This is a genomic window from Acinetobacter sp. 24-47-64 (genome assembly GCF_057737055.1).
In genome coordinates this window covers 2,263,985-2,284,757 of record NZ_CM173215.1, presented here as the reverse complement: position 1 = coordinate 2,284,757, position 20,773 = coordinate 2,263,985, and the positions used below count along the sequence as shown (strand labels likewise).

The window sequence follows — 20,773 nt, the reverse complement described above, 5'->3', positions numbered from 1 at the left end:
GGGCTTTAGTTGTTTTTGAAATTACCATGCTATGTTCTAAATTGTTTTTAGGTTTATCTCAATTTAAATGCTTTATTGTTGATTCCATCAATATGGTTCACAGTTTAAAAAATATTCATTTAAAACTAACAGTTTATTAATAATGCTCTGTCAAAAAAGTCAATTGAACGGTAAAATCTAAAGATGTTTGAAGAAAAAATAAACGTAATGGTGAGCTTGATACTTAAGTCTAATGAATAAGAATTACTCAAATTGTGTTAAAAGTGTACAAAGACTTATTTTATAAATTTTATTAAAATCAATAATTTATTGAATGGTATTTCATTTATATTACGACTTTAATCTACATATTTTTTAAATAAATACTGAGAATTAAACGAAAATATTGGATTAATTTCTAGAGTCAATCTAAGCTAAGTCCATAGCAACGAAGCGCTCTAAATCTGAACAATTAATACCGAGTAGATTTAGTCCTTCGATTGATAAATCCTAAAATTATATACAGGGTAAAATATCATGACTACATACCAAACAGCGATTGATGCAATCCGCGAATTAAAAGCAAAATTCGGCAACACTTGGGCAGACATCAGTCCTGAAGATGCTGCACGTATGCAACTTCAAAACCGTTTCAAAACGGGTTTAGATATTGCGAAATACACAGCTGCGATTATGCGTCGTGATATGGCTGCTTATGATGCTGATTCTAGCAAATATACTCAATCTTTGGGTTGCTGGCATGGTTTCATCGCACAACAAAAAATGATTGCGAACAAAAAATACTTCGGTACTACTGAACGCCGTTACATCTACCTTTCTGGTTGGATGGTTGCTGCACTTCGTTCTGAGTTTGGTCCACTTCCTGACCAATCTATGCACGAAAAAACTTCAGTTCCTGCATTGATCGAAGAAATCTACACATTCTTACGTCAAGCAGACGCAAAAGAATTAAACGACTTATTCCGTGCACTTAAAAAAGCGCAAGAAGCGGGTGACACTGCTAAAGCTGCTGAAATTACTTCACAAATCGACAACTTCCAAACTCACGTTGTGCCAATTATTGCCGACATCGACGCTGGTTTCGGTAACGAAGAAGCAACTTACTTACTTGCGAAGAAAATGATCGAAGCGGGTGCATGTGCACTTCAAATCGAAAACCAAGTTTCTGACGCGAAACAATGTGGTCACCAAGCAGGTAAAGTAACTGTTCCACACGAAGACTTCATTGCGAAAATCCATGCACTTCGCTATGCATTCTTAGAAATGGGTCTTGACGACGGTATCATCGTTGCACGTACTGACTCTGAAGGCGCTGACTTGACTCAAAAAATCCCAGTGGTTAAAGAGCCAGGCGATATCGCTTCTCAATACATCAGCTACTTAGACACCACTGAAATTGATATTTCAGAAGCGCAAGAAGACGAAATCCTAATCAAACGTGATGGTAAATTACACCGTCCTAAGCGTTTAGCTTCTGGTCTATATCAATTCCGTGAAGGTACTCAAATTGACCGTGTTGTACTTGACTGTGTAACAAGCTTACAGAACGGTGCTGACCTTCTTTGGATCGAAACTGCAACGCCAAACGTTGAAGAAATCGCTCACATGGTGAACCGTGTACGTGAAGTTGTGCCAAATGCAAAACTTGTTTATAACAACTCACCATCATTCAACTGGACGTTAAACTTCCGTCAACAAGCTTACGACCGTTGGGTTGCTGAAGGTAAAGACGTATCTGCTTACGACCGAGCTAAGTTAATGAGCGCTGAGTATGACAATACTGAATTAGCTGCTGATGCTGATGCGAAGATCCGTACGTTCCAAGCTGATGCTTCTCGTGAAGCAGGTGTATTCCATCACTTGATTACACTTCCTACTTACCACACTGCTGCGCTTTCTACACATGAGCTTGCAGAAGGTTACTTCGGTTCTGAAGGTATGTTGGCTTATGTTGCTGGTGTACAACGTAAAGAAATCCGTGGCGGTATCGCTTGTGTTAAACACCAAGCAATGGCTGGTTCAGACATCGGTGATGACCATAAAGAAATCTTCGCTGGCGACAACGCGCTTAAAGCGGGTGACGATGCGAAAAATACAATGAACCAATTCTCTGCATAAGCACTGAACTGATTCAAAAAAACCCTGCGTAAGCAGGGTTTTTTTATTGTCAATGCAATGATTTAACTAAATACATGAGCCAATTTAATTGATGTATAGATAGAAAAACAGCGATAGTAAAACCGAATACATATTTTGAATAAAAGTAATGCCAAAGCTGTTACAATCCCGAAAATTTACATTTGTATATTTATATGTTTGAAAAATTTGCTGAACAGAGTTTAAATGCATTAGGTTGGGAAATTGATAACCATTGGCCCTTAGATTTAGACCAATGTGTCATGATTGCTGCACCACACACCAGTAACTGGGATGCTTTATACGCGCGATTAGCGCTCAAAGCTTTAGGTGTAAATGTCAGAATTACAATCAAAGACAGCTATATGAAGTTTCCATTTGGTCCTTTTGTCCGGGCTATGGGAGGGATCGGAATTAATCGCCGACCAAAGAAAGAGGGAGAGGAAAGACCAAGCATGGTGCAATTAATGGCAGATCTTTTTAAAGATCATCCAAAATTGGTCATGTTGGTGACGCCAGAGGGAACAAGGTCAAAACAAGAAAAATGGAAAACGGGTTTTTACCATGTAGCAATTACAGCGAATGTCCCAATCGCTTTAGCATATATGGATTACAGTCAAAAAAAATGCGGTGTAGGTAAAATTATTTATCCTACTGGAGATATAGAAGTGGATATGGCAGAAATTATGGAATTTTATTCAAAGATTTCAGCTAAATTCCCCGAAAAATTTAGTGTTGACCAACGATATTCACACAACAGTTAATATATGGAGAAGGCAGAACAATCTGCCTTTTTAATACAAGAAAATTGCGTTTAAGGTTAAAATAAAGCCTGAAAAAAACAATAAAGTTAAGACAATCGATTTAAATTTTTGCTCAGATATTTGATAAAAAATTTTTGCACCAATGATCGTAGGTAGGCTAACTGCAAAGATCAAAATCCACAAATAAGACAAGTGATTCACGTTAATGGTCTGGTTAAATAAATAGATGATCAAAGTAAACAGTTGGATGGCAAAATTAAAATGTCGAAGAATGTTGCGTTGCTCATGTTTAGGAAGTTGTTTAAGCATCACCCAAGCCGAGGGAATTGCACCACAGAATCCACCGAGCCCACCTAAAATTCCACCCAAAAAACCAATCAAGCCGTCCATCCTGAGTCTGGTATCTTTTAAACAATGTAGTTGCGGATTAAAGAACATGAGTGGGCACCAAATTAATAAAAATATCCCAAGTAGTAATTTGAACGTGTCTGCATTGATATAATGAAGCAAAAAAGTACCCAAAGGTACTCCAATTAAGCCAGCGATAATATAGACCCAAACGATAGAAGGCTTTATAAAGGTTCTTGGTTCTTTATACATTGAAATGATATGACACCATAGTGATGCACAAACGACCAAGGGGGCGGTGATCTGAGGCGGTAGAATCCATACCCAAAAAGACATCGCAATAAGAGCGAAGGCAAAACCTATGAGACCTTGAATAAATCCAGCAAAAATTGCGCCTAGAATAAAGATACATAACGTCATAAGGTGACTGCATCAATTGCTGAAGCAGGAGTAAAAGAAAAATGCATAAGATCGTCGGGTAGGGAAAACTGATCAATCCTAAAATAATATTTGTTATCTTAAAAATAATAAGAAAAGCAATAGCTAGCAGTAAAGCGAATAAAAGCCCTGAAAATCAGGGCTTTTATCATTAATTGGTTTTAGGTTTTAGGTTTTGTGTAAGACCGTTGATGTCTCCACCCTGAATACCGAGTTCACTCATTAAGCTGTCAATAAGAGGGGCTTGTGAACGATATCTGAGTGCGCTATTCACCACTTGGTCTGAAAGTGCAACAGATTGTGATTGATCTGCTTGATCAGCTGAAGTTGTGGCGCCAGTAATGCCACCCAGACCATTCACTTGTAATATCTTGATATCATCAATATTTTCCATTGGTTTAACACTTTCACGTATGATTTCAGGCAAATACTTTAAAAGCGCCAAACGAATTTGCATCTCAACTTGTTCACTCGACAAGATATTATTTGCTTCATTGACTGCGCGTGTCCCTTCAGCATCGACTTGGTATTGTTTTTCTAAAGCTTGAGCCAATAAAATTTTAGCATCAGCTTCACCTTTAGCTTTTAGGCGAACTTTTTCTGCTTCTGCTTCAGCCGCAGTACGCACAGCTTCAGCCTCATCTACAGCAGCTTGTTTTGATGCCTCGGCAGCCACAGTAATTGAAATAGCATCAGTTTCTGCAGCCTGTTTTGCAGCAACAAGTTCAACCGCTTTAATACGCTCAGCTCGCTGTGTTTCACGAACAGTCACAACTTCTTCCTCAGCTTTCACTGCTTGCGCACGAGCTTGGTCAGCAAGTGCTTTGGCTTCAGATTCAGCACGAGATTTCTCGGCAATCGCGATTGCGCGATCTTGTTCCGCAAGTTCAATGGTTTTCTTTTGTTCTACTTGCGCTTGTTCAATAATTTGTGCTTTTTGAATATTTTGATTTTCGACATCACGTGCAGCTGAAATACGTTTTAATTCAATTTCACGTTCTGCAGCGATTTGGGCTTCTTCTGCCTCACGCTTTTTGGCAGCTTCTTGCGTTGCAATTTCAGCAAGTTGTTCAGCTTTTCGAATCGAAATTTCACGCTCTTGTTGCATCTTTGCGTATTCTTCTTCACGCAGGATTTGAAGGCGTGCTTGTTCAGCCTCTAAATTTTTCGCTTTAATGGCTAAGTCAGCATCTTGTTCAATATCGTTACGTTTTTTTCGTCGATCTTCAATAGTTTCTGTTAATTTTGTTAAACCTTCTGCATCAAATGCATTTTGTGGGTTAAAAAATTTAAAGCTGGTCTGATCAAGTCCTGTTAAAGATACAGTTTCGAGTTCTAAACCATTTTTGAACAGATCTTCTGAAACTACTTGTTGAACTTTCTGAACGAAGTCGACACGTTTTTCATGTAACTCTTCCATAGCCATTTCTGCTGCTACTGCACGCAGGGAATCTACAAATTTACCTTCAACCAAATCTTTTAATTCATTTGGTGACATGGTTTTTTGACCCAAAGTTTGTGCTGCGGTAGCAATCGATTCAGCTGTTGGCTTAACACGAACATAGAACTCAGCCATCACATCTACACGCATTCGATCACGCGTAATCAAGGCTTGATCAGCTGCACGTTTAACTTCTAAGCGAAGGGTATTCATATTGACAGGAATGACTTCATGTAAAACAGGAAGTACAATTGCACCACCTCCTAGTATAACTTTTTCCCCACCAAATCCAGTTCTGACAAATGAAACTTCCTTGCTAGAGCGTTTATATAGTCGTGCAATAATGGTTCCGATGACAACCAGTGCAATGAGAATAAGTCCTGCAATTATAATAATTTGATAAAAACTTGAACTAAACATTTTTTTCTCTAAGTTGATTTATTGTGAAATTGCTTGAAAGCCTTTGAGACTACGTTGTGTAAGTAAGACTTGCTGACCTTGTACGAATATTTCGTCAGCTTCAGGTTCGACCAAAATGTAATGTGTTTGACCAAAGCGATCTTTGAGTTTTGCTTGCGCAGGATAGTGCAGTCGAGCAGTGCCTAAAATGATTTCTGCTCGAAGTCCAATTAAATCGTCGCTATGAATTGCTGTGGTTTCATCTTTAGGGATGATTTTTGCTATCCATCTTGAGAATAGCCGTACGAATGGCATACAGACCACAAGTACCAGTGGAGTAATGAGCCAGACTGTTAAAAATGATCCAAATACATGATGGATGATAGATTGGGCTAAGAAGCCAACAATTGAAAAGGTCGTGAGAAAGATGATCAGCCAAATTAATACAGGAATACGTCCAAGATAAAGCCAATCTAAAAATTGCATCCAAATACTAGATTGATGGTCAACGATCATTTCAGGAGAAGAATCTAATGAACTAGGTAGAAATTGCTCTAAAAATCCTTGAATACTGAGACCTGTTATTAATAGAAAGACTTCAAGAATGCCTATAAAAAACATCAAGCAGATACTAATACTGAAGAATAGGTTCGACGGATTTATAAACATGTCCCACATGGGTAGTCTCTTATAGATATTAGAATTTTTATCAAATTTTAATCAAAATAATAAAATAAAGTGACGTAATTATCAATTATATAATATTGATTTCATTTTGAATGGATTCAACATAAAAAATACGCAGTGATTGGGGTGATCACTGCGCAGAACAACGAATCTGCTTACACAGTTTCGGTTAAGGAGAAATGTTATGAATTTTGGGGGTATTCATAACAGTAATTAAATGATATTCAATTTCATTTAGCAACTCATTGGTAGTCGGGTTAAAACGTGTAAGATTACGTTAATAAGTTTAATTGAAGGTTAATTTTAAATAGACTAATAAATAACCATAAAAAAAGCCGCAATGTGATGCGGCTTTAAGTTTGCTTATTTTTAGGGATTAAAATTTAAAAACACCTAATCCTGCTTTAACTTCATCCAATGTTGCTTGCGTAATATCACGACATTTGTCAGTACCAGTTTTTAAGATATCCATAATATAATCAGGATCCTTAGCAAGCTCCATACGACGTTCACGAATAGGCGTGATCAACTCTTTTAGAACACCTTCAAGGCGTTTTTTGACTGTGCCATCACCTAAACCACCACGACGATAGTGATCTTTAAGCTCTGCTACTTCTTCTGGATTTGGATCGAAAGCATCTAAATAAGTAAATACAACATTACCTTCCACCTGACCTGGATCTTCAATACGAAGATGATTAGGATCTGTATACATAGCATTTACCGCTTTTTTAATGTCTTTATCAGAAGCATCTAAAACAATTGTATTGCCCAATGATTTAGACATTTTAGCTTTACCATCAAATCCTGGTAATCGACCAACATTCGATAGCAGTGCCTTACATTCAGGCAAAAGCTCTTGACCAATCTGACGATTTAAACGACGAACAATTTCATTTGTTTGTTCAATCATTGGAATTTGGTCTTCACCCACGGGCACAATCGATGCTTTAAAAGCAGTGATATCAGCTGCTTGAGCAACTGGATAGCATAAGAATCCAGCTGGGATGTCACGCTCGAACCCACGCATTTGTATTTCAGACTTAATCGTAGGATTTCGTTCTAGTCTTGAAACTGTGACAAAGTTTAAATAAAGCATGGTCAGTTCATTCAAAGCTGGCAAGCTTGATTGAACGCAAATTGTTGTTTTTGTCGGGTCGATCCCAACAGCGAGATAGTCAGTTGCAACTTCAATAATATTACGTCTAACTTTTTCGAAGTTATCAGCATTGTCTGTAAAAGCTTGTGCATCAGCCAATAATAGATGTTGGTGATGGGAATCTTGCAAACCTACTCGTGAACGTAAAGAACCGACAAAGTGGCCTAAATGAAGTTGTCCAGTTGGACGGTCACCTGTCAAAATAACAGGGCGATTATCTTGATTACTCATTTTCTATACCAAAGTCATCAACACTAGGGCTGAATTTTTAAAATTTCGCAATATTGTACGGCATTATTTTTTTTTATGTCAGCATAAAGCATCGAAAGAATCGAATTAAAAACACCTTATTTGAGATACTTTTAATAATGTTGATACAGAATAAATTGAAATAGAAGAATAAAATTCCAAAAAACAAAGAAGGATAACAATAATGGCAAATAGTTTATTGGTGCTATTAGATGATATAGCCACCATTCTTGATGATGTTGCGCTGATGAGTAAAATGGCTGCAAAAAAAACGGCCGGTGTATTGGGTGATGACTTAGCACTCAATGCTCAACAAGTTAGTGGTGTGAAAGCCGACCGTGAATTGCCTGTCGTTTGGTCTGTTGCAAAAGGCTCATTTGTTAATAAATTAATTTTGGTTCCATTAGCATTATTAATTAGTGTGATTGCACCTTGGCTTATAAATCCTTTATTGATGTTAGGTGGATTATTTTTATGTTATGAAGGTGTAGAAAAAGTAATTCACTCATTACACCATAAAAAAGCTAAAACATCTGAACAGGCCGAAAAAGAACTCGAAAACTTAAATGTAGATCTAGCAACTTTTGAGAAAGATAAAATCAAAGGCGCGATACGAACAGACTTTATTTTATCTGCTGAAATTATCGTGATTTCATTGGGTACAGTTGCAGCAGCTACTTTTGGAATTAAGGTTGCAGTTTTGTCAGTCATCGCAATTTTAATGACGATTGGTGTTTATGGTTTGGTTGCTATGATTGTTAAAATTGATGATTTGGGATTTTATCTCGTCAAGCAAACGTCTACATTGAAACAAAGAATTGGTCAGGGCTTACTTGCTTTTGCGCCTAAACTTATGAAGACACTAACCATTGTCGGAACAATCGCGATGTTCTTGGTTGGTGGCGGTATTATTAATCATACCATTCCATTATTTCATCACTTTACTGAAGATTCAGTCGATTATATTGAACATATTCCAAATGTAGGCAGTATCATCGGTGCTTTAACCCCGACGCTCTTAAACTTTGTCATAGGTTTTATTGCAGGACTTATCGTTTTGGTCGTTGTTTCAGGAATACAAAAACTATGGAACGCTAGAAAAGTTTAGAGTTTGATGAAATAACGTATTATATGAAGTTATATGATTAAAAAGGGCTGAGATTATGCGTTGGAAAGGCCGGAGAGTAAGTAGTAATTTAGAAGATCGCCGTGGAGGCGGTGGGGCTAAAGCTGGTGGAATTAGTATTCTCGGTTTAGTTGTTGCATTTGTTGCTTGGAAATTTTTTGGGGTTGATCCACAACAAGCCTATCAGGCAACTAAACAAGTGACTTCTAACAATCAGCAACAAGCGATAGGGATTGAAAACCCAACACCCGAGCAACAAGAAACAGCGGCATTTGTTGGTACGGTACTCGCTGATACTGAAGATACATGGACCACCGTTTTTCAAAAACAGGGAATGCAATACCAAGCACCGAAACTAGTGATGTTTAGTGGTGTAGTCAATTCAGGCTGTGGTACAGCCCAGTCAGCGATGGGGCCATTTTATTGTCCTGCAGACCAAAAAATCTATATTGATACTGATTTTTTTAAAGATATGCGTCAGCAAATGGGTATATCGGGTGAACGAAATCAATCAGAATTATCTACACAAAATGCTGCTGGTGACTTTGCACAAGCTTATGTGATTGCGCATGAAGTCGGACATCATATTCAAAATCTTTTAGGTATTTCAACTCAAGTCCAACAAGCTAGACAACGAGCTACTGAAGCTCAAGGGAACCAATTATCAGTCCGTTTGGAATTGCAAGCTGATTGTCTAGCTGGTGTGTGGGCAAAAGATACACATCAACGAACTCAATTCTTGGAGCAAGGTGATGTTGAAGAGGCAATGGATGCGGCGCATAAGATTGGTGATGATTATCTTCAGAAAAAGGCTAGAGGACATGTGGTTCCTGATAGCTTTACCCACGGCACAAGCCAACAAAGAATGTATTGGTTCGATCGTGGCATGAAAACAGGTGATGTGAACCAATGTGATACATTCAATACCTCAATCTAAATCTACCAAGCAGAATCGATTGATTTTTTTGCAAAGTTAATACATGTAGCCTGCTAATGGAATAATTTATTAGGAAGGCTACACATCTTTAAAAAAAAAGGGATTGCGAGTAAACATTCTTTATATAAAATAAATAAATGGCTATAGTTTTTTCATTTAAAATTTAAATGATCTCATTTAAATAAAACATATCATAGAGTGCAAAATGGGCAACTTTTTTTTTCTCCAAGTATTTACAGTGGTTTTTGCCCTCTCAATTGCCACCACCATATTCAATAAACGAATTCTAGGTTTTCCCCAAGCGATAGGGGTGCCAATTGTTTCAGCAATTTTTGTCTTTATTCTGCAATGGGCTGCCAATTTATTAGGGGATAATCGTTTTATCACCATTAATTTGGCAAATATTGAAGAAGCAGTTCGTCATATTGATTTTTATGATTTTCTCGTAAATGGTGTTATTTGCTTCATTCTTACATCGTCGGCATTGAAATTTAAAGTGTCTGATCTAAAAGTGTATTGGAAGCCAATTAGTATTCTTGCCACTATTGCTTTGGTTTTGTGTGCAGCATTGTTTGGTGGATTATTATTTGGATTTCAATATTTGATTGGTAACCCTGTACCAATACTCGTACTTTTATTACTCGGTTCTGCTTTAGGGGCTACAGATCCAATCGGAATCAAAGGGGTACTCAGTTCTGTACGTGCACCACATCATTTAATGGTGAAATTGGAGGGTGAATCACTGTTCAATGATGCAATGTGTATCGCTGTATTTATGACATTGTTGAATGTGCTTGAAGGCGAGCATTTTAGTCTGTTGCTGACACTACAAACACTCCTTTATGAAATTGTGGTAGCTGTAATTATTGGTTTGGTATTTGGTTGGGGGATTTTACGATTGCTTCGCGGGAAGCATGAAATGGAATCATTAATCCTAACGACAGCTTTACTGGCTTGTGGTTCATATTTGGTTGCTTTATTTGCTCATGCATCAGCACCAATCGCATGTGTGATTGGTGGACTTATTGTTGGTAATAAATGGAAAGAAATTTTACAAAATCGTGAAATCCAAGAAGTAAATCACTTTTGGCATACAGTTGAAGGTATCATTAATTCTTTTTTATTTACTTTAATTGGTTTAGAGCTGTTTATTCTTGATCTTAATGCCAGCATGATACTTGGCGGTATTATCGCATTTGTAATTTTACATATTTCACGTTTTGCTGCGAACTTTCTGGCTTTTGCATTTTTCCCATCGTTTCGTAAGAAAAGCTATAACGGTAGCCTAGCAATTTTATCATGGGGGGGAGTAAGAGGGGGGATTTCATTGGCTCTAATTCTTGCGGTTGCTAATGTCCCAGAGTTAAGGCAATACAGTAGTATCTTGATTGGTTATACTTTTATTGTTGTTTTATTATCGGGCGTAGTATGTGGTTTAGGTTTGCCAGCAGTCATGAATGCTTTCTATTACAACCCTAATGAGGAAAAAGAGGGCTTAAAGGGAATATATCAGCGATTATGTAATAAGCTTAATCGTAAAGGATTTAAATATATTGTTGGTGAAGATAGTAAAGGTAATGAGATTATTACGATTTATAATCCTGAAGTGATATTAGATCGGACTTCTGATGATGGTGTGGCAATCGTCCATCATCCCGCTAAAGCTGAAGAGGTGAAGAAGTTAGAAAATCCAGAAAATTTCTAAAAAAATTATATCTAATTGAAGCAAGCATGATAGTGCTTGCTCTTTTTTTTATGAATTAAGCATGATCAATGCAGAAGATAACAGTGATATTGTTTAAATATTTTATTCAGTTACGCAGAATTTTATCGATGAAATATAAAATTAATATGTGAAAATTACATCATATTTAAAGCAAATTTTATTTCTTAACTTACTAAAAAGTTAGTATTAATTTTCAATATAAAATGAAAAGTATACTAGTTTACTAACATTAAAATGTTAGGTGAGCAAGTTACCGTATGTAGTTAAGCTAAATATAGCAGAAATTATGATAAGTAAGCCTTTGAAATTTGGTGACCTGAAATATCCTAAAAGTAAGTAAAAATATTAATTCTTATGTCATAAGTATTTGTAAATAAAAGATATATTTTGATTGTGGATGAGCGGTTACAAAAAGCTGATAAAATACGCAAAATCTATTCGCATTAAATCTTAAAAATGTGATATAAATCTCACTTATAGATAATAGTGTCTATCTTTTTTGTATCTTAGATGTAGAAAGATCGATAAAAATAAAATTTATAAGTGAGAATTTACCATGGCTAATATCTCCGTAATATCTAAAGAGAGTCATCAGGTATTAGAGAATGTCAACTCTAGTCAAGTGGGGCTTAACGAAAACTCTGTAGTTGTCGTTCAAGTATCTAAAGATGATGTAGCTTCAATCACTCGTGATAATAATAATGCTCTAATCAATTTGCGTAATGGTGAAGTGATTGTGATTGAAAACTATTTCAATCCTTCATTTGCTGATAACAGCCTCGTATTCCAAGATGAAAGTGGTCAACTTTATTGGGTTAAATTTACCAATGAAGATGGCTCAATTGCAGAAACAATTCTGTATTACCCAATTGAAGAAATCGAACCTCTTCTTTATTCCGATGATTTTATCGGTGGTATTCTCCCTTGGTTAATTGGTGCTGGTGCAGCTGGTGCAATTGCAGCAGTCGCAGATAATGGTTCTGACTCTAATCCTACGCCTCAGCCAAAGCCAAGTGCATTATTAAATGCACCAATCGTCATTGATGATGTGCCAGAGCATATCGGTGAAGTTGCTGATGGTGGTGTAACAAATGATGCTCGTCCAGAAATCAAAGGTTCTGGAGCTCAACCTGGTGCAATCATCAAAATCTATAATGGCGATGAACTAATTGGTGAGACGGTTGCATTGTCTAATGGTGATTGGAGTTTTACACCTGATCAAGATTTAAAAGATGGTATCTATGAGCTTTCTGTCACACAAACTGTAAGTGGTCAAGAAAGTGATAAATCACCGATTAAGACAATCACGCTTGATACTGTCCCACCATCAGACATCACTATTGATGAAATTGGAAATAAGGGTGAAACAAACTCAGAAACACCTAAATTATCAGGTGAAGGTGAGCCAGAATCTAATGTTGAAATAGAAATTAAAGATAAAGATGGGAACGTGGTTGATAAAGAAACTGTTCCTGTTGATAAAGATGGTAAATGGGAATATACACCTGAGAAAAACCTGGATGAAGGTAAATACGAAGTTATCGTAACGCCTATTGATAAATCAGGAAATAAAGGTGAAGAAGAAAAACAAGAATTCAATGTTGACTTAACTCCTCCAGACATAGACATCGATCCAATCCCTACTGATCCTGAACCTGAGGGTTGGGATACAGCAACGAATCAATCAACTTTTGCAATCGCTGCAATCGCAAATACTCTTTCGGAATCGGAGAATAATCCAGTGACTACAACTAAAAATCAAACTCCTACATTTACGGGAACCACTAAAGATAGTGAGAGCGTAAAAGTAGTGATTCGCGATAGTTCAGGTAAGATTATCGCAGAAGGTCCTGCTACAGTGACCAACGGTAAATGGCAGTTTAAATCACCTGTAACATTAGCTGAAGGTGACTATAAACTAGAAGCAACAGCATATGACGCGGCTGGTAATAGTAAAGTCGCTACTTCAAGCTTTACTGTGGATATTACTCCACCTAAAGTAACGATTGAAGAGTTACCACTTACTAACATTGATGCGCCTACTTTTAAAGGTAAAACTGAAGATGGTGCAACACAAGTACGTGTTGAAATCAAGGATGCAGCTGGCAAGGTTGTTCAATCTGCAGTTGTGAATGTTGCAGCCGATGGTAGCTGGACATATAAGCCATCTAAAGCATTACCAGATGGTACATATAGTGTCGAGGCTTCAGCTCGTGATGCGGTAGGAAATGTAAGTCAACCTGCTAAAACTACGGTTGAAGTTGATACAATCGATCCGGAAATTACAATCGATCCTCTAGAAGATACTAGTGATACAACTCCTGAAATTAATGGTAAGACTGAACCAGGCGCAACAGTAAAAGTTGAAATCTTAGACAAAGATGGCAACCCTGTAGCAACAGGTGATGCGACTGTAGATCCAGAAGGTAACTGGACGTTCACACCGACTGAAGCACTACCAGAAGGTGAATATACAGTTAAAGCTGAAGCGAAAGATAAAGCTGGTAACGTTGGTGAAGCGACATCTAATGGCTCATTTAAAGTTGATACAACTGCACCATCTGATACCGATGTAACGATTGATCCAATTGCGGATACAAACGATACAACACCAGAAATCACAGGTACAACTGAACCAGGAACAACAGTAAATGTCGTTGTTAAAGACAAAGACGGTCAAGTTGTTGCAGAAGGTCCAGCGACAGTTACAGGTGACACATGGACATACACACCATCAGTTGAATTGGCAGATGGCGAATATGACGTAGTTGCAAAAGCGACAGATAAAGCAGGTAACACAGGTGAATCTCAGCCAGAGAGCTTCGAGGTTGACACAGTAGCACCTGAATTAACCATCGATGAGCTTAAGCCAACAAACGATACTACACCAACAATCTCAGGTAAGACTGAGCCAGGTGCAACAGTAAAAGTTGAAATCTTAGACAAAGATGGCAACCCTGTAGCAACAGGTGATGCGACTGTAGATCCAGAAGGTAATTGGACGTTCACACCGACTGAAGAATTACCAGAAGGTGAATATACAGTTAAAGCTGAAGCGAAAGATGCGGTGGGTAATACTGCTACTGAAACTGCGGATGGCAAATTAACTGTAGATACAACTGATACAGATGTAGCGATCGATCCAATTGCAGATACAAACGATACAACACCAGAAATCACAGGTACAACTGAACCAGGAACAACAGTAAATGTCGTTGTTAAAGACAAAGACGGTCAAGTTGTTGCAGAAGGTCCAGCGACAGTTACAGGTGATACATGGACATATACACCATCAGTTGAATTAGCAGATGGCGAATATGACGTAGTTGCAAAAGCAACAGATCAAGCAGGTAACACAGGTGAATCTCAGCCAGAGAGCTTCGAGGTTGACACAGTAGCGCCTGAATTAACCATTGATGAGCTTAAGCCAACAAACGATACTACACCAACAATCTCAGGTAAGACTGAGCCAGGTGCAACAGTAAAAGTTGAAATCTTAGACAAAGATGGTAACCCTGTAGCAACAGGTGATGCGACTGTAGATCCAGAAGGTAACTGGTCGTTCACACCGACTGAAGAATTACCAGAAGGTGAATATACAGTTAAAGCTGAAGCGAAAGATGCGGTGGGTAATACTGCTACTGAAACTGCGGATGGCAAATTAACTGTAGATACAACTGCACCATCTGATACCGATGTAACGATTGATCCAATTGCGGATACAAACGATACAACACCAGAAATCACAGGTACAACTGAACCAGGAACAACAGTAAATGTCGTTGTTAAAGACAAAGACGGTCAAGTTGTTGCAGAAGGTCCAGCGACAGTTACAGGTGATACATGGACATACACACCATCAGTTGAATTGGCAGATGGCGAATATGACGTAGTTGCAAAAGCAACAGATCAAGCAGGTAACACAGGTGAATCTCAGCCAGAGAGCTTCGAGGTTGACACAGTAGCACCTGAATTAACCATCGATGAGCTTAAGCCAACAAACGATACTACACCAACAATCTCAGGTAAGACTGAGCCAGGTGCAACAGTAAAAGTTGAAATCTTAGACAAAGATGGCAACCCTGTAGCAACAGGTGATGCGACTGTAGATCCAGAAGGTAACTGGACGTTCACACCGACTGAAGAATTACCAGAAGGTGAATATACAGTTAAAGCTGAAGCGAAAGATGCGGTGGGTAATACTGCTACTGAAACTGCGGATGGCAAATTAACTGTAGATACAACTGCACCATCTGATACCGATGTAACGATTGATCCAATTGCGGATACAAACGATACAACACCAGAAATCACAGGTACAACTGAACCAGGAACAACAGTAAATGTCGTTGTTAAAGACAAAGACGGTCAAGTTGTTGCAGAAGGTCCAGCGACAGTTACAGGTGACACATGGACATATACACCATCAGTTGAATTGGCAGATGGCGAATATGACGTGGTTGCAAAAGCAACAGATCAAGCAGGTAACACAGGTGAATCTCAGCCAGAGAGCTTCGAGGTTGACACCGTAGCGCCTGAATTAACCATCGATGAGCTTAAGCCAACAAACGATACTACACCAACAATCTCAGGTAAGACTGAGCCAGGTGCAACAGTAAAAGTTGAAATCTTAGACAAAGATGGCAACCCTGTAGCAACAGGTGATGCGACTGTAGATCCAGAAGGTAACTGGACGTTCACACCGACTGAAGAATTACCAGAAGGTGAATATACAGTTAAAGCTGAAGCGAAAGATGCAGTGGGTAATACTGCTACTGAAACTGCGGATGGCAAATTAACTGTAGATACAACTGCACCATCTGATACCGATGTAACGATTGATCCAATTGCGGATACAAACGATACAACACCAGAAATCACAGGTACAACTGAACCAGGAACAACAGTAAATGTCGTTGTTAAAGACAAAGACGGTCAAGTTGTTGCAGAAGGTCCAGCGACAGTTACAGGTGATACATGGACATATACACCATCAGTTGAATTGGCAGATGGCGAATATGACGTAGTTGCAAAAGCAACAGATCAAGCAGGTAACACAGGTGAATCTCAGCCAGAGAGCTTCGAGGTTGACACAGTAGCACCTGAATTAACCATCGATGAGCTTAAGCCAACAAACGATACTACACCAACAATCTCAGGTAAGACTGAGCCAGGTGCAACAGTAAAAGTTGAAATCTTAGACAAAGATGGCAACCCTGTAGCAACAGGTGATGCGACTGTAGATCCAGAAGGTAACTGGACGTTCACACCGACTGAAGAATTACCAGAAGGTGAATATACAGTTAAAGCTGAAGCGAAAGATGCGGTGGGTAATACTGCTACTGAAACTGCGGATGGCAAATTAACTGTAGATACAACTGCACCATCTGATACCGATGTAACAATTGATCCAATTGCGGATACAAACGATACAACACCAGAAATCACAGGTACAACTGAACCAGGAACAACAGTAAATGTCGTTGTTAAAGACAAAGACGGTCAAGTTGTTGCAGAAGGTCCAGCGACAGTTACAGGTGACACATGGACATATACACCATCAGTTGAATTGGCAGATGGCGAATATGACGTGGTTGCAAAAGCAACAGATCAAGCAGGTAACACAGGTGAATCTCAGCCAGAGAGCTTCGAGGTTGACACCGTAGCGCCTGAATTAACCATCGATGAGCTTAAGCCAACAAACGATACTACACCAACAATCTCAGGTAAGACTGAGCCAGGTGCAACAGTAAAAGTTGAAATCTTAGACAAAGATGGCAACCCTGTAGCAACAGGTGATGCGACTGTAGATCCAGAAGGTAACTGGACGTTCACACCGACTGAAGAATTACCAGAAGGTGAATATACAGTTAAAGCTGAAGCGAAAGATGCGGTGGGTAATACTGCTACTGAAACTGCGGATGGCAAATTAACTGTAGATACAACTGCACCATCTGATACCGATGTAACGATTGATCCAATTGCGGATACAAACGATACAACACCAGAAATCACAGGTACAACTGAACCAGGAACAACAGTAAATGTCGTTGTTAAAGACAAAGACGGTCAAGTTGTTGCAGAAGGTCCAGCGACAGTTACAGGTGACACATGGACATATACACCATCAGTTGAATTGGCAGATGGCGAATATGACGTGGTTGCAAAAGCAACAGATCAAGCAGGTAACACAGGTGAATCTCAGCCAGAGAGCTTCGAGGTTGACACAGTAGCGCCTGAATTAACCATCGATGAGCTTAAGCCAACAAACGATACCACTCCTGAAATTACTGGTAAAACAGAACCAGGAGCGATAGTTGATGTTGTGATCAAAGACAAAGACGGTGAAATTGTCTCTGAAGGTAAAGCAGAAGTTGATCCAGAAGGTAACTGGACGTATACACCGACTGAAGAATTACCAGAAGGTCATTACGATATTGAAGTAACTCCGACTGATAAAGCGGGTAACAAAGGTGATACTTCTAAAGAACAGTTAGAAGTTGATACAACACCTCCTTCTGACATTACTATTGATCCAATTGGTGGTGATGATTTCGAATCGAATGATCCTCAACCGGAAATTACAGGAACAGGTGAGAAAGGTTCGCTAGTGGATATCGTGATCACTGGTCCAGATGGCTTCGAAGAGAAGGCAACTGTTGAAGTTGGAGAAGATGGTAAATGGTCGTATAAGCCAGAAGCTGAGTTGGAAGAAGGTGACTACAAAATCGAAGCTACTCCTAAGGATGAAGCTGGAAACGTAGGTAATCCAACTGAACAAGATTTTGTAATCGACTTGACACCACCAGATATCGATATTGATCCGTGGGAAGATGATAATGATCCTTGGTTAGATATCGATCCTTGGGATGATGAAGAAGCTGCATGGGATGTGAGTGAAGCTGCATCTGTACAGGCAGTATCATTAGCTGCTGAGCCTCAAATTGCTGCATTCTCTGCTTTCGCTGCACGCTCATTATTTGTAGCTGAACCAGTAGTAAAAGCAGCTCAAGTAACGGCGGTTGATCCATCATTAAACTACACTAACAATCCGCAACGAACTTTTGGTGGTAAAACTCAGAATAATCCATCACAAGTTAATGTTGAAATTAAGGATCAAAATGGTGTGGTGGTTTCCAGTGGTCTTGCAATATTGACAGCTGATCGATGGTCTTATAAGCCTTCTGAGCCTTTAGCCGATGGTGTATATGTATTGGAAGCTGTACCAGGAGATAAAGCAGGCAATAGTGGTGCTAAAGTTACTCAAAAGTTTGCAGTGGATACACTTTCACCTGATTTGTCAGTTGAAGAGTTATATCCTACAAACGATACTACTCCAGCAATTTCTGGTTCAACTGAACAATATTCTAAAGTTCAAGTCGTGATCAAAGATAAGAATGGAAATACTGTTGTAGATGCACCAGCTTCTGTAGATAGCTCAGGCAATTGGACATTTACACCGCCAAGAGATTTAGCGGATGGAAATTACACAGTTGAAGTAACATCTACTGATTTAGCTAAGAACAAAACAACTGAAACTCAGCAATTAACAGTTGATACTCAAGCTCCTGATGCTGTGATTATTAATCCAATTACAGATCCAAGTGACTTGAAACCAGTATTAACAGGTAAAGCTGAAGCGAATACTACTGTCGAATTAGTGATTAAGGACTCTACAGGTCGAATTATTGATTCTGCACTTGTTCCTGCTGATCAAAATGGTAATTGGACATATCCAATCAACAATAATTTACCAGAAGGTACAATTATCGTTGAAGCTAAAGCGATTGATGAAGCTGGAAATGTCGGTCCTTCATCAAGCATCGGCTTCGATTTGGATGTGACTCCTCCAGATGCGCCAACGGCAACATTTAATGCAGATGGTTCATTAGTAACAGGTACTGCACAAGCTTTATCAACTGTTAAAGTAAAAGATGCAAACAACAACGTGATTGGTACAACCACTGCGGATAGCAATGGAAACTACTCAATTAAGTTGATACCAAGTTTAAACGATGGACAAAATGTATATGTGACCGCTTCGGATGTAGCGGGTGAATCTGCACCACGTCAAGTGACTGCTCCAAACATTCCGTTGGATGCCATTGATAATGTTGCTAAAGCTGGTATTGAATACGAGTATCCTGTTACAGAGAAATTCATTAAAGATGCAATTTCTTATAATTGGTTGATTGGCTTCGCCGGTTTTGCGATTGGTAAAACAAGTGGTGCTACAGAGTTTACAATTGGTGCAAACAAAACTGCAGATGTGCAGCTTCAAGTAAAATCAGCATCATGGGGAACATTATTAGACTCAGTATCAATTGTTCTTTACCAGCAAAATAGTTCTGGTAAGTGGGTACCAATTGCCAATAATAAATCTGCAGGATTATTTGATTTCATCGGCTTATTTGGAGAAGTTGCTCATATCAATTTAGAAGATTTACCTGCAGGTAAATATTGCATAGAAATGAGTAATGGTAACCTTGCTTCTTTACCAGGTTATGTACAGACTAATTTAGTAATTAAAGAAACTAATACAAGTACAACGCCTGTAGTGAAGTCAATCACTGAAGCGAAGGGTAATGTGATTACTGATCTTGATCCTATACATGGTAAAGATCTTGTAGTTTCCGGTGCTGTTGTGAAAGCTGTAAATGGTGTTGCGATTAATGGTGCAACAACAATTAAAGGTGAGTTTGGTACATTAACTATCGATGCAAACGGTACATACGCTTATAAGCCAAATGCAAACCTTAACGCGATTGGTAAAACGGATGTATTTAAATACACGATTACTGATCCTGTAACTGGTAAGTCTGATACAGCTCAATTAGTACTTCAAATTGATTCTAAATCAGGTTCACCATTGGCTTGGAGCAAATTCACACCAGAAGCAAACGCGAATGATGCTGATGCATTGGCGAATGAAACAGCAGGTAAGTTTAATTCTACTTACTTGAATGAAACAGTTTCTGCTAAAGGTTTGGATAAGTTGATCTTTAATGTGTTAAATGACAACAGCCATAACGGTGGTAATGGCGTTGACACAATCAATGACTTCCAATTAGGCAGCAATGTGAAGATTGATGTTTCTGAGTTGTTATCTGATAGTGCAACTGCTCAAAACATTGATAAATTCATCTTTGTCGAGAAAGACGGAAACAATACGAAGTTAAGTATTGATCGTGATGGCGCAGGTACAACTTATAACAAGGTTGACCTAATTACTTTCAACAATACTGATGTTTCACTTCAAGACTTGTTGAACAAAAACCACTTGTTGTTCTAATAGACTAATGTGAAAAAGAGGAACTTCGGTTCCTCTTTTTTTATTCAAGAATAAAAAAAATGGGACATTTA

General features: G+C 38.6%; 10 protein-coding genes. 6 read left to right on the top strand and 4 right to left on the bottom strand.

The features are described 5' to 3' along the window. Positions 1-516: 516 nt before the first annotated feature. Positions 517-2,118, top strand: coding sequence for an isocitrate lyase (locus AC1M85_RS10870; RefSeq protein ID WP_035267987.1), 1,602 nt, complete (start codon positions 517-519; stop codon positions 2,116-2,118). A gap of 194 nt (positions 2,119-2,312) precedes the next feature. Next, entirely contained in the window at positions 2,313-2,900 is a 588-nt protein-coding gene (locus tag AC1M85_RS10865; RefSeq protein ID WP_180028109.1) for a 1-acyl-sn-glycerol-3-phosphate acyltransferase, read from the top strand. 30 nt (positions 2,901-2,930) lie between these two features. Here the strand turns inward: AC1M85_RS10865 and AC1M85_RS10860 are convergent, their stop codons facing one another. The 4 genes from AC1M85_RS10860 to trpS form a co-directional block, all read right to left on the bottom strand. Then, the gene (locus AC1M85_RS10860) at positions 2,931-3,668 is read right to left on the bottom strand and encodes a sulfite exporter TauE/SafE family protein (protein WP_488213065.1); all 738 of its coding nucleotides are present in this window, start codon (positions 3,666-3,668) and stop codon (positions 2,931-2,933) included. 169 nt (positions 3,669-3,837) lie between these two features. Further along, positions 3,838-5,547, bottom strand: a complete 1,710-nt coding sequence (locus tag AC1M85_RS10855) for a flotillin family protein (RefSeq protein ID WP_092767021.1) — start codon at positions 5,545-5,547, stop codon at positions 3,838-3,840. An 18-nt stretch (positions 5,548-5,565) separates the two neighbouring features. Next, entirely contained in the window at positions 5,566-6,204 is a 639-nt protein-coding gene (locus AC1M85_RS10850) for a YqiJ family protein (protein WP_488213064.1), read from the bottom strand. Between the two features lie 385 nt (positions 6,205-6,589). Then, positions 6,590-7,603: a tryptophan--tRNA ligase gene (gene trpS / locus AC1M85_RS10845; RefSeq protein ID WP_092767023.1), complete on the bottom strand. Its 1,014-nt coding sequence runs from the start codon at positions 7,601-7,603 to the stop codon at positions 6,590-6,592. A 202-nt stretch (positions 7,604-7,805) separates the two neighbouring features. On the opposite strand from trpS, the gene AC1M85_RS10840 reads away from it, so the two are divergent. The 4 genes from AC1M85_RS10840 (at position 7,806) to AC1M85_RS10825 (ending at position 20,702) form a co-directional block, all read left to right on the top strand. After that, entirely contained in the window at positions 7,806-8,729 is a 924-nt protein-coding gene (locus AC1M85_RS10840) for a DUF808 domain-containing protein (RefSeq protein ID WP_092767024.1), read from the top strand. A gap of 55 nt (positions 8,730-8,784) precedes the next feature. Continuing rightward, on the top strand, positions 8,785-9,684 hold the full coding sequence (gene ypfJ, locus AC1M85_RS10835) for a KPN_02809 family neutral zinc metallopeptidase (RefSeq protein ID WP_092767025.1): 900 nt from the start codon (positions 8,785-8,787) through the stop codon (positions 9,682-9,684). A gap of 205 nt (positions 9,685-9,889) precedes the next feature. Continuing rightward, a complete protein-coding gene (locus AC1M85_RS10830; protein ID WP_179998547.1) occupies positions 9,890-11,389 on the top strand; it encodes a cation:proton antiporter in 1,500 nt (499 codons plus the stop codon). 577 nt (positions 11,390-11,966) lie between these two features. Next, complete coding sequence (locus AC1M85_RS10825) at positions 11,967-20,702, top strand: BapA/Bap/LapF family large adhesin (RefSeq protein WP_488213063.1); 8,736 nt, start codon at positions 11,967-11,969, stop codon at positions 20,700-20,702. The last annotated feature ends 71 nt before the right edge of the window (positions 20,703-20,773 follow it).